The sequence below is a fragment of the Hydrogenophilus islandicus genome (genome assembly GCF_054657095.1).
In genome coordinates, this window is the sequence record NZ_BAAHXE010000044.1 from 1 (window position 1) to 13,397 (window position 13,397).

14 protein-coding genes, 1 tRNA gene and 1 pseudogene are annotated in these 13,397 nt (G+C 63.4%); 10 read left to right on the forward strand and 6 right to left on the reverse strand.

What is annotated here, in order from left to right; all coding sequences use genetic code 11:
* Positions 1-7: 7 nt before the first annotated feature.
* Entirely contained in the window at positions 8-1,453 is a 1,446-nt protein-coding gene (locus tag ACYQ6T_RS09985; RefSeq protein WP_459830477.1) for a LutB/LldF family L-lactate oxidation iron-sulfur protein, read from the forward strand.
* Positions 1,450-2,130: a LutC/YkgG family protein gene (locus ACYQ6T_RS09990; RefSeq protein WP_459830459.1), complete on the forward strand. Its 681-nt coding sequence runs from the start codon at positions 1,450-1,452 to the stop codon at positions 2,128-2,130. The genes ACYQ6T_RS09985 and ACYQ6T_RS09990 overlap by 4 nt, the downstream gene beginning before the upstream one ends.
* A gap of 9 nt (positions 2,131-2,139) precedes the next feature.
* On the opposite strand, the gene glmS is transcribed toward ACYQ6T_RS09990, so the two are convergent.
* Both glmS and glmU read right to left on the reverse strand, forming a co-directional pair.
* Positions 2,140-3,972, reverse strand: a complete 1,833-nt coding sequence (gene glmS / locus ACYQ6T_RS09995; RefSeq protein WP_459830461.1) for a glutamine--fructose-6-phosphate transaminase (isomerizing) — start codon at positions 3,970-3,972, stop codon at positions 2,140-2,142.
* A gap of 3 nt (positions 3,973-3,975) precedes the next feature.
* Positions 3,976-5,376 carry a bifunctional UDP-N-acetylglucosamine diphosphorylase/glucosamine-1-phosphate N-acetyltransferase GlmU gene (gene glmU, locus ACYQ6T_RS10000; RefSeq protein WP_459830462.1) on the reverse strand — a complete coding sequence of 467 codons (1,401 nt, stop codon included), beginning with the start codon at positions 5,374-5,376 and terminating at the stop codon, positions 3,976-3,978.
* Positions 5,377-5,454: 78 nt separating this feature from the next.
* On the opposite strand from glmU, the gene ACYQ6T_RS10005 reads away from it, so the two are divergent.
* From ACYQ6T_RS10005 to ACYQ6T_RS10015, 3 genes are read left to right on the forward strand one after another with little or no spacing between them, the layout of a single operon-like run.
* Complete coding sequence (locus ACYQ6T_RS10005) at positions 5,455-5,823, forward strand: dihydroneopterin aldolase (protein WP_459830463.1); 369 nt, start codon at positions 5,455-5,457, stop codon at positions 5,821-5,823.
* A 40-nt stretch (positions 5,824-5,863) separates the two neighbouring features.
* Positions 5,864-6,802 carry a sodium-dependent bicarbonate transport family permease gene (locus tag ACYQ6T_RS10010; RefSeq protein ID WP_459830464.1) on the forward strand — a complete coding sequence of 313 codons (939 nt, stop codon included), beginning with the start codon at positions 5,864-5,866 and terminating at the stop codon, positions 6,800-6,802.
* A 6-nt stretch (positions 6,803-6,808) separates the two neighbouring features.
* The gene (locus ACYQ6T_RS10015) at positions 6,809-7,114 is read left to right on the forward strand and encodes a P-II family nitrogen regulator (protein ID WP_459830466.1); all 306 of its coding nucleotides are present in this window, start codon (positions 6,809-6,811) and stop codon (positions 7,112-7,114) included.
* Positions 7,115-7,118: 4 nt separating this feature from the next.
* Here ACYQ6T_RS10015 and ACYQ6T_RS10020 read toward each other — a convergent pair.
* A tRNA-Ser gene (locus ACYQ6T_RS10020) sits at positions 7,119-7,208 on the reverse strand.
* A 173-nt stretch (positions 7,209-7,381) separates the two neighbouring features.
* Here ACYQ6T_RS10020 and ACYQ6T_RS10025 point away from each other — a divergent pair.
* Genes ACYQ6T_RS10025 through ACYQ6T_RS10040 form a run of 4 tightly spaced genes read left to right on the forward strand, consistent with a single transcriptional unit; the run spans position 7,382 to position 10,669 of the window.
* Complete coding sequence (locus tag ACYQ6T_RS10025) at positions 7,382-7,840, forward strand: bacteriohemerythrin (RefSeq protein ID WP_459830467.1); 459 nt, start codon at positions 7,382-7,384, stop codon at positions 7,838-7,840.
* 7 nt (positions 7,841-7,847) lie between these two features.
* Positions 7,848-8,672 carry a sulfite exporter TauE/SafE family protein gene (locus ACYQ6T_RS10030; protein ID WP_459830468.1) on the forward strand — a complete coding sequence of 275 codons (825 nt, stop codon included), beginning with the start codon at positions 7,848-7,850 and terminating at the stop codon, positions 8,670-8,672.
* A 25-nt stretch (positions 8,673-8,697) separates the two neighbouring features.
* The gene (gene aceB, locus ACYQ6T_RS10035) at positions 8,698-10,299 is read left to right on the forward strand and encodes a malate synthase A (RefSeq protein WP_459830470.1); all 1,602 of its coding nucleotides are present in this window, start codon (positions 8,698-8,700) and stop codon (positions 10,297-10,299) included.
* Positions 10,300-10,339: 40 nt separating this feature from the next.
* Positions 10,340-10,669 (forward strand): DUF4212 domain-containing protein, encoded by a 330-nt coding sequence (locus ACYQ6T_RS10040; protein WP_459830472.1) that lies wholly within the window; start codon positions 10,340-10,342, stop codon positions 10,667-10,669.
* Here the strand turns inward: ACYQ6T_RS10040 and ACYQ6T_RS10045 are convergent.
* From ACYQ6T_RS10045 to ACYQ6T_RS10055, 3 genes are all read right to left on the reverse strand, one after another.
* On the reverse strand, positions 10,578-10,970 hold the full coding sequence (locus ACYQ6T_RS10045) for a hypothetical protein (RefSeq protein WP_459830473.1): 393 nt from the start codon (positions 10,968-10,970) through the stop codon (positions 10,578-10,580). The genes ACYQ6T_RS10040 and ACYQ6T_RS10045 overlap by 92 nt on opposite strands.
* Before the next feature lie 103 nt (positions 10,971-11,073).
* Positions 11,074-12,882: a sodium:solute symporter family protein gene (locus ACYQ6T_RS10050; RefSeq protein WP_459830474.1), complete on the reverse strand. Its 1,809-nt coding sequence runs from the start codon at positions 12,880-12,882 to the stop codon at positions 11,074-11,076.
* A 15-nt stretch (positions 12,883-12,897) separates the two neighbouring features.
* A complete protein-coding gene (locus ACYQ6T_RS10055; RefSeq protein WP_459830475.1) occupies positions 12,898-13,152 on the reverse strand; it encodes a DUF4212 domain-containing protein in 255 nt (84 codons plus the stop codon).
* A gap of 104 nt (positions 13,153-13,256) precedes the next feature.
* On the opposite strand from ACYQ6T_RS10055, the pseudogene ACYQ6T_RS10060 reads away from it, so the two are divergent.
* Positions 13,257-13,397, forward strand: a pseudogene (locus ACYQ6T_RS10060) (IS481 family transposase); the annotation flags it as partial.

Sequence of the window (13,397 nt, forward strand, 5' to 3'; positions counted from 1 at the left end):
CATGACGATGGCGCACCCCCCCTCAACCCCCTGCCGACAAGGGAGCGAACGTTCGCCGCGCACCTTTCGCCGCCAAGCCACCTTTGCGCTCCATGAACCCAACCTGCAAGCGGCGCTCTCACGTGCCGCTGAAGGGTTTGTCGGTAAACGGGCGAAAGCGGTTGCCCTCGTCCCCGAATTTGAGCGGTTGCGCGACGCGGCAGCGCGGCGGAAAGACGAGATCCTCGCTGACCTCGACACCTACCTCACCGCATTTGAGGCCGAAGTGGCCCGCCACGGCGGGGTGGTCCATTGGGCCCCCGACGCCGAGAGCGCCTGGCGAATCATCCTTGAGATTTGCCGCGCAGCGAACGCCCGGGTGATCACCAAAGGCAAATCGATGGTCGCGGAAGAGATCGGCTTGAATGGCGCACTCGAAGCGGCCGGTTACCAGGTGGTCGAGACCGACCTCGGGGAGTACATCATTCAGCTCGCCGGGGAGGCGCCGTCGCACATCATTGCCCCGGCAGTCCACAAAACCAAGGAGCAGGTCTCTGACCTCTTTGCCGCGGCGCACGGTACGCCCCGCCAGACGACTGTCGAGGGGCTCGTGACGGAGGCGCGGCTACAGCTGCGGCAAAAGTACTTCCAAGCCGACGTCGGCATCACCGGGGCCAATTTTCTCGTTGCCGAAACCGGCCAGACGCTGATTGTCACCAACGAAGGGAACGGCGACTTGACGCAGACGCTCGCGCGGGTGCACATCGTCACCGCCGGCATCGAACGGGTGGTGGGGACCCTCGAAGATGTCGCCCTCTTCCTCCGGCTCCTCGCCCGCTCCGCGACGGGACAGGATAGCGAGACTTACACCACCTACTCGGTCGGCCCCCGTCGCCCAGGCGACCAGGATGGGCCCGAAGCGTTTCACGTCGTCCTGGTCGACAATGGCCGCAGCCGGATGCTTGCCGGCCCCTTCCGCCCGATGCTCCGCTGCATCCGGTGCGGTGCCTGCATGAACCACTGCCCCGTCTACGGTTCGATCGGCGGCCACGCCTACGGGTGGGTCTACCCGGGGCCGATGGGGGCGGTGTTGACGCCACTCTTTACGGGTCTCGACAACGCCGTCGATCTGCCCAACGCCTGTACGCTCAATGGCCGGTGCGGAGAGGTCTGCCCCGTGAAGATCCCGCTCCCCGACCTCTTGCGGCGACTGCGCCACGAACAACACAAAGCGGGGATCCGGCCGACGCTCGAGGGGAGAATACTCACACTGTGGCGGATGGTGGCCACCCGCCCCGCCCTCTACCATGCACTCGAGCGGCTTCAGGTGCGCCTCTTGGCTCTGTGGGCAAGAGGGCAGCGGACGCTTACGCGCTTACCCTTTGCCCGCGGCTGGTTCGCCGTGCGCGACCTTCCCACCCCACCGGGAAGAACTTTTCTCGAGTTGTGGCAGATGAAAGAGGGGGAGCAATGAATACCACAACCCCAAACGGCTTTTCGCATCGGGACGTGGTGCTTTCCGCGATCCGCCGCTCCCTCGGAAAAAGCGAAGGGGGAGCGCCCACCCTGGCTGCGATCGCGCCGCGCGCCCCCCATCCGCGCCTTGCGCTGGGGGACGAGCCGCTCGTCGAGCGGTGGACGAGGCTCTGGACCGCCCGCGCCGGAACTTACACGCTCCTCCCCCACCGCGATCAGCTTCCCGAAGCGGTCGCCCAGTGGTGCGCGGAGACGGGGGTCGCGCCCCCCACCCACGCGAGCGGTTCGCTCCTCGACCTCCCGTGGCCGCAGGATTGGACGCTTCACTGCGCGCCAGCAACGGTCACCACCGAAACGGCGGTGAGCGAAGCCTACGCCGGAGTCGCCGAAGTGGGGAGCCTCGTTTTTCTCTCCGCGCCGATCCACCCCACCACCCACCGCTTTGTCCCCGACAACCAGCTGGTGGTCTTGTCGTGCGGGCGCATCGCCGCCGATTTCGAGGCGTTCTGGGCGCTCTTGCGCCAGGAGCTTGGCGAAGGGGTCCTTGACTGGCGCGAGCGGCTGCCGCGCACGATCAACTTCGTCGCCGGCCCCTCGCGCACCGGGGACGTCGAGCAGACGATCCAGCTCGGCGCCCACGGCCCGCGGCGCGTCCACGTCTTTCTGATTCCGTAGCCGCTTCCCTCACTCGACCGTCACGCTTTTCGCGAGGTTGCGCGGTTTATCGACGTCGGTCCCTTTGACGAGCGCGACGTGGTACGCCAAGAGCTGCAGCGGCACCACGTGGACAATCGGTGAAAAGAAGCCGTAGTGCTCCGGCAACTGGAGCGCGTGGAGGTGGGGTACCTGCGGCACCGTCACCCCCTGGTCGGCAAAGACGAAGAGTTCGCCGCCGCGCGCCCGCACCTCCTCGAGGTTCGCCATGAGCTTGTCGAGGAGCTGGTCATTCGGGGCGACGGCGACGACGGGCATCCGCGCGTCGACAAGCGCCAACGGCCCATGCTTGAGCTCCCCTGCGGGGTAGGCCTCGGCGTGGATGTAGCTGATCTCCTTGAGCTTCAACGCCCCTTCCATCGCAATCGGCCAATGGACCCCGCGGCCCAAAAAGAGCGCGTGGTCCTTCTCAGCAAAACGGGTTGCCCACGCGGCAATCTCCTCCTCTTTTGCCAACACGGCTTGGAGCGCCACCGGAAGATGGCGGAGCCGGGTGAGCAACATGCGCTCCTCGTCGGGCGACAAGCGGCCGCGTTGTTTCGCCAACGTGAGGGTGAGGAGCGCCAAGGCAACCAGCTGCGTGGTAAAGGCCTTCGTCGACGCCACCCCGATCTCGGGGCCAGCGTGGGTGAGGAAGGTCGTTGCCGCGACGCGGGTGAGCGCCGATTCGGGGACGTTGCAGATCGCGAGACTCTTTGCCATCCCCAACCGGTGGGCGTGTTCGAGCGCCGCGAGGGTATCGGCCGTTTCGCCCGATTGCGAGATCGCAACCACAAGCGTTGTCGGATTGGGGACACTTTGCCGGTAGCGGTATTCGCTCGCAATTTCCACCGTGGTCGGGATTCCGGCGTACGCTTCGAGCCAATAGCGGGCCACCATCCCGGCGTGGTAACTCGTCCCACACCCCAGAATCAGCACCTGCCCCACGTCGTCGAACCAGGTCGGCGGCACACCGAAACACTCTGCGCCGAGCGCCACCCCGCCGCCGATCGCGCCGACGGTATCGGCAATCGCTTGCGGCTGTTCAAAGATCTCTTTTTGCATGTAGTGGCGATACCCCCCCAACGCCACCGCGTCGGCCGAAAGGGCAGTCGTGCGGACCGGGCGCTCGACCGGCGTGCCGTCGGCGGTAAAGACGCGCACCGCCGTGGGGGTGAGCTCCGCGACATCGCCATTCTCCAGAGTGATCACTTGCCGGGTACGCGACACGAGCGCAGCAACGTCCGACGCCGTGTAGTTCGCCCCCTCGCCCAAGCCGATCACCAGGGGAGAACCGCGCCGAGCGACGATGAGCGTCTGCGGGGTGTCGCGGTCGATCACGGCAATCGCAAACGCCCCCTCGAGACGCTCAAGCGCCGCAATCACCGCATCGCGCAATGCGAGCCCCTTCGCCCGCCCCTGCGCAACGAGCTGGACGATCACCTCGGTGTCGGTCTCGGAGGTAAACGTCGCCCCTTGCGCGGTGAGTTCCGCGCGGAGCGCATTCGCGTTTTCGATAATGCCGTTGTGGACGAGCGCGACGCCCCCGACCACATGGGGATGGGCGTTCGCTTCCGACGGCACGCCGTGGGTCGCCCAGCGGGTGTGCGCGATTCCCAAAGTCCCCGCGATCCCCGCCGCGCGCACCGCATCGGCCAGCGCCGCGACCCGGGCGGTGCCGCGCTGCCGGAGTAACTCGCCATTCTCGGCTACCACCGCGACCCCCGCCGAGTCGTAGCCGCGGTACTCGAGCCGCGCGAGCCCCTCGAGCAAGAAATCGACCACATTCCCCTGCGCGGCAACCGCCGCAACAATGCCACACATCGTCTATTCCCCCTTGAGCACCTTTTTCTTCACCGGCCGCTTCCACCCCACCACCGTCTTTTGGGGGGCACGCGAGAGCGTCAGCGCCTCGGGGGGCGCATCCTTGGTGAGCGTCGTCCCCGCCCCAATCGTCGCCCCGCGTCCCACCCGCACTGGCGCGACGAGTTGGGTGTCGCTGCCGATAAACGCCTCATCTTCAATCACGGTGCGGTGCTTGTTCGCGCCATCGTAGTTGCAGGTGATCGTCCCCGCGCCGATATTGACCCGCGCGCCTACGGTCGCATCGCCGATGTAGCTGAGGTGGTTCGCTTTCGTCTCTTGCCCCAATTCGCTATTTTTCACCTCGACAAAGTTGCCGATATGGACCCCATCAGCAAGTACCGTCGTCGGCCGGATCCGCGCGAACGGCCCCACCACTGCGCGCGCGCCGATCCGCGCCCCCGAGAGGTGCGAAAAGGGCTCGATCCGCGTCCCCGGCCCGACGACACAGTCGTGGAGAATCGAGTAGGCCCCGACCACCACCTCATCCCCCAACACCACGTCACCGGAAAAACAGCAGCCGACGTCGATCGTCACGTCGCGGCCGCAGGTGAGCCGCCCGCGCACATCGACGCGCGCAGGATCTAAGAGCGTCACGCCGGCGGCGAGCAGCTCCTCCGCGATCTGCTGCTGATAGAGCCGCTCGAGTAGCGCGAGCTGCTTGCGGTCATTCACTCCCAGGGTCTCGGTCACCGACTCGGGCTCGACCGCGACCACCGGAAAGCCTTCCGCGACAGCGCGCGCAACGATGTCGGTGAGGTAGTACTCCCCTTGCGCATTGTTCGGCGACAACGCCGCAAGCCACGCCGCGAGGCGCCTTTTGGGAATCGCCATCACGCCGGTATTGACTTCGCGAATCGCCCGCGTCGCGGGGTCGGCATCCTTCTCCTCGACAATCGCGACGACCTGCCCCCTCTGATCGCGGACAATCCGCCCGTAGCCGGTGGGGTCATCGAGCGTCACAGTCAGGAGCGCGAGCCGCTCCCCTCCCTGTGCCGCTGCAGTGAGCCTGGTGAGCGTGGTCGTGCGGATGAGTGGAACGTCGCCGTAGAGGACAAGGAGCACCTCCGCAGGGGAGTCAACAAGGAACGGCAACGCCACCTGGAGCGCATGGCCGGTGCCGAGCTGCGGTTGCTGCTCGACCCACCGCCACGTGGGGGAAGGGAGCGCCACCGCCTGCTGCACCGTTTCCGCTTCGTGGCCAACCACCACGACCCCAGAGCGGGGCGCGAGCGCTTCTGCCGTCTCCAGCACATGGGCAAGGAGCGCCCTTCCGGCGAGCGGCTGCACCACCTTTGGCCGCGCCGAGCGCATCCGCGTCCCTTTTCCTGCTGCCAACACCACGACGTCGAGAAGCGATTCCATCGGCTCTCCCTCGCAACTTTTAGCGATATTGTCGCACAACGGCTACAATCCTGCCGTTTCCTCTTCTCTGGGCTCCTGATGTACGAAGTCTTCATCGACGGGTTGGAGGTGACCGTCTCCGTTGGTCTCCTTCCCCACGAACGGATCGCGCCGCAAAAAGTAGAAATCTCACTGCGCGCCCGGGGCCAAGCGCCGCTCCGGCCGGAGTCGCTCTCCTCCTGCATCGACTACTCGTTGGCCCTCGAGCAGATCCAATCGTGGCCGGGACGAGCGCACGTCGATCTGCTCGAGACCCTCGCGGCCGAAATCGTCGAATACCTCTTCACCCACGACGCCAAAATCGACTGGGTCGAAGTGACGATCGCGAAAACCGATTTCACCCCCAACGCCCGTCGCGTCGGCGTCCGTCGGGCACTGACACGTGAAGAGTTCGAGGCGGAACGCTGAGTATAATTATGAATTATTGACTCTCCACGGAATCACCGCCATGGCGATCGACCCCGTCCCACTCTTCTTCGTGCTCGGTTTTCTTGCGCGCCTCGCCCGCTCCGACCTCAAAATTCCTGGGCAGCTCTATGAGACGCTGTCGATCTACCTTTTGATTGCGATCGGGTTGAAAGGGGGGGTCGAACTCGCGAAAGTCCCCCTCTCTGCGGTCGCCCCCCAAGCGGGGTTGGTGCTGCTCTTAGGGGCGACGATCCCATTGGTCGCTTTTCCGATTCTCTTCCGCATCGGGCGGCTGCCCCGCCCAGACGCCGCCGCAATCGCTGGCCACTACGGTTCGGTGAGCGCGGTGACCTTCGCCGTCGCCATCGACTACCTGCGCGCGCGAAACGTCTCCTTTGAACCCTACGCACCGCTCTTTCTCGTCCTCTTGGAGATCCCCGGGATCGTCGTCGGCATACTTCTTGCGAAAGTAGAAGAGCTGAAGGCGGTGAACTGGAAAACCCTCGCCCACGAAGTCCTTCTAGGGAAAAGTATCGTGCTCCTCGCTGGCGCTCTGGTCATCGGCTGGCTTGCCGGACCCGAGAAGATGGTCCCGCTTGAACCCTTCTACTTCGTCGGTTTCAAAGGGGCGCTCTCGCTCTTCCTGTTGGAGATGGGGCTCGTCGCCGCGGGGCAGATCGCCGCTCTACAGCGGGCTGGGCGCTTCCTTGCCCTTTTTGGCGTCGTGATGCCGCTCATTTCCGCCACCCTCGGTTTCGCGGCTGCAGCAGCCGCGCAACTCTCCGCCGGCGGGGCGATGCTCCTTGCGACGCTTGCCGCAAGCGCCTCATACATTGCCGCACCGGCCGCGATGCGCATCGCGGTTCCCGAAGCCAACCCGGCGCTCTCGATCGGCGCAGCGCTTGTCGTCACCTTCCCATTCAACATTCTGCTGGGCATCCCTTTATACCATCTGATCGCCCAGCGCCTCTATGGATAAGCGAAGATGAAAAGCCGTGCAACTCGCCAACTGGTCGTGATCATCGCCGAAGAGGCGATCGAAGAGCTCATTACCCAAGATGTGATGCGCCTCGGCGCCCACGGTTTCAGCGTGTGCGAAGTGCGGGGCCAGGGGTCACGCGGGGCGCGCAGCGGCGAGTGGGAAGCCGCCAAAACGGTGCGCATCGAAGTCCTCTGTGCCCCAGAAGTGGCCGAAGCGATCCTCGAGCACGTGATGGCGCGTTACTTCCGCCACTATGCGGTGGTTGCTTACACGTTTGACGTAGGGGTATTGCGGCAGGAGAAGTTTTGACCGGTGGCGGAGGCGGTGAGATTCGAACTCACGAGGGGCGAGAACCCCTGGCGGTTTTCAAGACCGCTGCCTTAAACCACTCGGCCACGCCTCCGCACGGCAATTATTGTACCGCAGCAACGGGCGCTAAGCCAACGCGCTATGGTGACTCTCCCCCAGCGCCGCAGCCAATGCACTCTGCATCGCAGCCAGGGTGGCTACAGCGCGCGGCGACGGCCCCCGTATAATCGCACCAGTGGAGGTGAAGTGCAAAGGAATCGCAGCCCGATGAAGCCCACAACATCAACCTTTACCCCGCTTGAGTGGCGGCCCCAGCTGGCGATCGGCCACGACAAGATCGACTCCGATCACCAACGGCTGATCGCGCTGATCAACCGCGTTCAGTCGCTCTTCACCTCCCACGCGTCGATGGGTGAGCTGACGCTTGCGCTCAACGAACTGCACGACTACACCCAAACCCACTTCGCGCGGGAAGAGGCGGTGATGAAAAGCATCGGCTACCCCGAACTGGCCCAACACGCCCAGGCGCATGAAGCACTGGTTCGCCGCCTCGACGAACTGACTGAAAAGATTCTCCTCGCCCATGCCCGCAGCGCCACAGCCGACGCGCTTCCGAAAGAGGAGCGCGACGCCCTCCTGCGCCTGTTGCGCGAATGGCTCATCCATCACGTGATCCAGGAAGATCGCAAAATCAAGAACTACCTCCCCTCCCCGAGCGCATCCTGAACCTCCAATGAGCGATTCCCTTCCCGCGCTTGCCGCTTGGCTCTGGGTGGTCGCCGGCGGTGCCGCGGCCGGCGCGATGAACGCGCTCGCCGGTGGCGGCACCTTCTTCTCATTCCCGGCACTTTTGGCAGCGGGCCTTCCTCCGGTGGTCGCGAACGCCACCAACTCGGTCGCCCTCTGGCCGGCGAGCCTCGCGAGCGCTTGGGCCTACCGCAAGGAGCTCCGCCGCTACGCCAAAGCGCTTCCCGCGATGACGGTCATGGCACTCATCGGCGGGGCACTTGGCGCACTGCTGCTTCTGCTCACCCCCAACCGCACCTTCGCGGTGATGATCCCGTGGCTGCTTCTTGCGGCAACCCTCATTTTTGCTGCGGCACCCCGACTCAACCAGTGGCTCACCGCCCACCGTGCAAAGAACCCTTCTCTTCCCCACCCGACCGCCGCTCAAGACGCTTCGTCTCCGGTGATCGCTCGCCCGAGCGCGCGCCTCTTTCAGCTCATCGTCGCCGTCTATGGCGGCTTTTTCGGTGCCGGAATGGGGATCGTGATGATCGCGGCGATCGCGCTTCAGGGCATCGACGACATCCATGAAATCCAGGCGCTCAAAAATGCCCTTTCGGCCGCGATCTACACCGTCGCAGCGGCGACCTTCGTCCTCGGGGGAGCGGTCAGTTGGCCCCACCTCGTCGTGACTGCGGCAAGCGCCAGCCTCGGGGGTTACCTCGCAGGGCGGCTCGCACGCCGCTTGCCCCCCTCACGGTTGCGCCGCTTTGTCCTCTTCGCAGGAAGCGCGCTCACCTGCTATTATTTCATCTCTATTTATTGGTCTTGACTCTTTTCTTAGGGAGACAAAAGCGATGTCGACTCAACCGATTCCCGGCGTGATCATCAACGCGCCGATGCACGAGCGCTTTGACGAGATCCTCACCCCCGAGGCGCTCGCGTTCGTGGCCAAACTCCACCGTCAGTTCGAACCGCGCCGGCAAGAGCTCCTGCGCGCCCGAGTGGAACGGCAAGCCCGGATCGACGCCGGCGAAATGCCCGATTTTCTGCCTGAAACGGCGCACATCCGCGCCGGCGATTGGAAAATTGCCCCGGTCCCCAAAGCGCTCGAATGTCGCCGCGTCGAGATCACCGGACCAGCGTCGGACCGCAAGATGGTGGTAAACGCCTTCAACTCCGGCGCCGACAGCTACATGACCGACTTCGAAGACGCCAACAGCCCCAACTGGTTCAACCAGATCCAAGGGCAGATCAACGTCTATGACGCGGTCCGACGGAAAATCGACTTCGTTGCCGAAAACGGCAAAGCCTACAAGCTCAACGACAAGGTCGCGGTGCTCCAGATCCGGCCGCGCGGCTGGCACCTCGACGAAAAACATGTCTTGGTAGATGGCCAGCGGGTCTCTGGCGGGCTCTTCGACTTTGGGCTTGCCTTCTTCCACAACGCCAAAGAGCAGGTCGCACGCGGCGCAGGCCCCTTCTACTACCTGCCGAAACTGGAGAGCCACCTCGAGGCGCGCCTGTGGAACGACGTTTTCAATTTCGCTGAAGACGAGCTGGGTCTTCCCCGCGGGACGATCAAGGCGACGGTGCTGATCGAGACGATCCTCGCAGCGTTCGAGATGGAGGAGATCCTCTATGAGCTTCGCGACCACTCGGCGGGGCTCAACGCGGGGCGGTGGGACTACATCTTCTCCTGCATCAAAAAGTTCAAGAAGAACAAAGATTTTTGCCTTGCCGACCGTGGGCTGATCACGATGGAGGTCCCCTTCATGCGCGCCTACGCCCTCTCGGTGGTCAAAACGTGCCACAAACGGGGGGCGCCGGCGATTGGCGGGATGAGCGCCCTCATTCCGATCAAGAACGACCCCGAAGCGAATGCCCGCGCGCTCGAAGGGGTACGCAAAGACAAACGGCGGGATGCCAACGACGGCTTTGACGGCGGCTGGGTCGCCCACCCCGGTCTGGTTCCGATCGCGATGGAGGAGTTCGTCGCAGTCCTCGGCGACAAACCCAACCAGTGGGAAAAACAGCGTACGGAGACCTTCACTGCGAAAGATCTTCTTGATTTTCGCCCCGAGCAGCCGATTACCGAGGCGGGGCTCAGGAACAACATCAACGTCGCGATCCACTACCTCGGCGCGTGGCTCAATGGCAACGGCGCGGTGGCGATCCACAACTTGATGGAGGACGCCGCGACCGCCGAGATCGCCCGTTCCCAGGTGTGGCAGTGGGTCTACAGCCCCAAAGGGGTGCTCACCGACGGCCGCAAGGTGACTGCAGAGCTCGTCCGCGCGCTGATCCCTGAGGAGCTCGCGAAGGTGAAAGCGGTCGTGACTGCCCAAGGGGAACCGGTTGCCACCTATGAGAAGGCGGCGCAGATTTTTGAGAAAATGGCGCTCGATCCCGATTTCCCTGAATTCTTGACGCTCCCCCTCTACGAAGAGATGGCGTAACGACGAACGGGGCGCTCCTTGCAGCGCCCCACGTTCAATCATGCCAGGAAGCGAACGAGAAGCCCTAGCCGAAGCGATCCGGCGCGCCTTCTGGTGCCGCACGCGGCGGCTCACCTGGGCAGAAGTGGTGGTATGGCTCTGTTACAACGTCGCGATCGTCTGGTGGGCCGAACCGATGAGCCGCTGGACCATCGGCGGCGTCCCCGTGAGTTTCCTCAACCTTTCGCTCTTTTCGCTCGTCCTCTTTACGGTGCTCGCCACCGTCTATGCGGTCGCTGTCAATCGTTGGGAACGTTCGGCGCGCGCGCAGCTTGCTGCGCTTGCTTCGCCCGCCAGTGGGCGTGGCGGCTCAACGCAAAATCGAGGATAAGTTTCAACCAGATCGTCGTCCCCGCGATCGCGGTCCAGGTCTCAAAGGGGAGCGCCAATACCACTACGCCGTAGATCACGTACGCCGTCACCGCACCAGCGACCAGATTGACCGCCGCCGTATAAGGCGCCCACCGTTCCGCATCCGGTGGGGGTTCGCCCCCTTTCAATGCCACTTCGGAGTAGTCGTGCCGGACGATGATGCGATAGGCCCGACGCAGCCAAACGAAGGTGGCGGGAAAGAGCGCGAGAAAGAGAATCCAGTTGAGCGCCAGTGAAACAGTCAGGCGAACGTCGGCCATTGGGTGATCCTGAAAGAGAGAGACCGCCAACCGGAGTTGGCGGTCTGTTTTATTTTACACGGTTGCGAGGGCTACCACTCCGGGTAGCCCGGTGACAGACGCGTCAGACGTGCGCCCCATCGACCGCTTTGGCCCCACGCGGCACCCGCACGCTCTCGACAAGCGCTTGGATGTGGGCCGGAGGCTCAGGCGTAAACTTGTCGACCAGGTACGCGACGATAAAGTTCACCAATGCCCCCACGGCACCAAACGCCTCTGGCGTGATTCCGAAGAAGCTGTTCGGGCCGCCGATGAGGTCGACATACTCGGTCCCTTTGATGAAGAAGAGCCCTTTGTGGGCGAAGACGTAGAAGAGGGTCACCGCCATCCCGGCGATCATCCCGGCAATCGCCCCCTCCTTGTTCATCTTCTTCGAGAAGATCCCCATCATGATCGCGGGGAAGAGCGAGGAGGCGGCCAAACCGAACGCGAGCGCCACGGTCCCTGCGGCGAAGCCCGGCGGGTTGAGACCGAGGTAACCAGAGACGATAATCGCAATCGCCATCGAGATCCGACCGGCCATCAGCTCACCTTGTTCGCTGATGTTCGGAGCAAAGACCCCTTTCACCAGGTCGTGCGAGATCGCAGCCGAGATCGCCATCAGGAGCCCTGCCGCAGTCGAAAGCGCTGCCGCCAAACCCCCTGCGGCGATCAACCCGATCACCCAGTAGGGGAGCATCGCGATCTCGGGGTTGGCGAGGACGATGATGTCGGGGTTCACTGTAAGCTCATTCCCCTTCCAGCCCGCCGCCTCAAACCGCTTCTTCGCCGCTTCGTCATTGGGTTTGTCGTTGTAGAACTGGATGCGGCCATCGCCGTTCTTGTCCTGGAACTTCAGTAGTCCCGTGACCTCCCACCGTTTCATCCAGTCGGGGCGTTCCTCGTACTTGATCCCCTGCTCGGCGGTGACGATCGGTTTATTCTCGAGCGTCGCCGGATAGACGGTGGTGAGCAGATTGTAGCGCGCCATCGCGGCAACAGCGGGGGCCGTGGTGTAGAGGATCGCGATGAAGACAAGCGCCCAACCGGCCGACGACCGGGCGTCCTTGACGCGCGGGACCGTAAAGAAACGCATGATCACGTGCGGCAGACCGGCGGTACCGATCATCAGGCTCAGGGTATAGACGAACATGTTGAGGGTGCTCCCCGCCGTGGTCGTCGTATATTTCCCGAAGCCCAACTCGGTGACGATCTGGTCGAGACGCTCCAAGAGATAGACGTCACTGCCTTTGAGCGTCGAACCCAACCCGAGCTGCGGAATGGGGTTACCGGTGAGCATCGTCGAGATGAAGATCGCCGGAATCGTGTACGCAACGATCAGCACGATGTATTGCGCGACCTGCGTGTAGGTGATCCCCTTCATGCCACCAAAGACGGCGTAGAGGAAGACGATCCCCATCCCGACATAGATCCCCACCTCTTGGGAGACACCGAGGAAGCGGGAGAAGGCGACCCCGACACCGGTCATCTGCCCGATGATGTAGGTGATCGACGCCAAGAGCAGGCAGATCACCGCCACCACCGCCGCACTCTTCGAGTAGAAGCGGTCACCGATGAACTGCGGCACGGTGAATTTACCGAACTTGCGCAGATAGGGGGCGAGCGTCATCGCCAGAAGCACATAGCCGCCGGTCCACCCCATCAGGAAGAGCCCCCCACCGTACCCCATGTTCGAGATCAACCCCGCCATCGAGATGAACGACGCGGCGCTCATCCAGTCGGCAGCGGTTGCCATCCCGTTCATCACCGGATGGACACCACCCCCTGCGGCGTAAAACTCCGAGGTACTCCCTGCGCGGGTCCAGATCGCGATCCCAATGTAGAGTGCGAAGGAGAGCCCCACGATCAACCAAATCCATGCGTTCAACGACATGATTCCCTCTCCTTGTCACTCTTCGTGGACATCAAACTCGCGGTCGATGTCATCCATTCGCTTTGCATACCAGAAGATCAGCGCGACGAAGACATAGATGGAACCCTGGTGGGCGAACCAAAAGCCCAGCGGGTATCCCCCCAGATGGATGCTATTGAGCTCAGGAGCAAAAATGATCCCCGCGAGATAGGAGACCGCGAACCAGATCACGAGCACGACGCCGATGAGGCGCAGTGTCGCTTTCCAGTAAGCATCAGGTGATTTGTCCATCTCGACCTCCTTTGTGGTGACCAGAAAAAAGCCATCGCCAGGGAAGACCCCTCGACGATGGCTTATAGCGTAATAATCAATCCTTACGCGAAACTTACATCCGGGAATTGGAGGCGGCGCTCATGCGCTATGCACACCTCTACAACCATCAGATTCCGCAGCGATCCCTGGGACATGTTGCTCCCGTCGAGGCACTGAAGCGATGGCAGAGGGAGCGACCGGAGTTATTCAAGCAACTTGTATAA

Excerpts from the sequence above, each read along its gene's own strand:
- ACYQ6T_RS10015 (WP_459830466.1), top strand. The coding sequence starts at position 6,809 with ATGAAAAGCCGTGCAACTCGCCAACTGGTCGTGATCATCGCCGAAGAG.
- ACYQ6T_RS10030 (WP_459830468.1), top strand. The coding sequence starts at position 7,848 with ATGAGCGATTCCCTTCCCGCGCTTGCCGCTTGGCTCTGGGTGGTCGCC.
- aceB (WP_459830470.1), top strand. The coding sequence starts at position 8,698 with ATGTCGACTCAACCGATTCCCGGCGTGATCATCAACGCGCCGATGCAC.
- glmU (WP_459830462.1), bottom strand. The coding sequence starts at position 5,376 with ATGGAATCGCTTCTCGACGTCGTGGTGTTGGCAGCAGGAAAAGGGACG.
- glmS (WP_459830461.1), bottom strand. The coding sequence starts at position 3,972 with ATGTGTGGCATTGTTGCGGCGGTTGCCGCGCAGGGGAATGTGGTCGAT.
- ACYQ6T_RS10005 (WP_459830463.1), top strand. The coding sequence starts at position 5,455 with ATGTACGAAGTCTTCATCGACGGGTTGGAGGTGACCGTCTCCGTTGGT.
- ACYQ6T_RS09985 (WP_459830477.1), top strand. The coding sequence starts at position 8 with ATGGCGCACCCCCCCTCAACCCCCTGCCGACAAGGGAGCGAACGTTCG.
- ACYQ6T_RS10045 (WP_459830473.1), bottom strand. The coding sequence starts at position 10,970 with ATGGCCGACGTTCGCCTGACTGTTTCACTGGCGCTCAACTGGATTCTC.
- ACYQ6T_RS10055 (WP_459830475.1), bottom strand. The coding sequence starts at position 13,152 with ATGGACAAATCACCTGATGCTTACTGGAAAGCGACACTGCGCCTCATC.
- ACYQ6T_RS10050 (WP_459830474.1), bottom strand. The coding sequence starts at position 12,882 with ATGTCGTTGAACGCATGGATTTGGTTGATCGTGGGGCTCTCCTTCGCA.
- ACYQ6T_RS10010 (WP_459830464.1), top strand. The coding sequence starts at position 5,864 with ATGGCGATCGACCCCGTCCCACTCTTCTTCGTGCTCGGTTTTCTTGCG.
- ACYQ6T_RS10025 (WP_459830467.1), top strand. The coding sequence starts at position 7,382 with ATGAAGCCCACAACATCAACCTTTACCCCGCTTGAGTGGCGGCCCCAG.
- ACYQ6T_RS09990 (WP_459830459.1), top strand. The coding sequence starts at position 1,450 with ATGAATACCACAACCCCAAACGGCTTTTCGCATCGGGACGTGGTGCTT.
- ACYQ6T_RS10040 (WP_459830472.1), top strand. The coding sequence starts at position 10,340 with ATGCCAGGAAGCGAACGAGAAGCCCTAGCCGAAGCGATCCGGCGCGCC.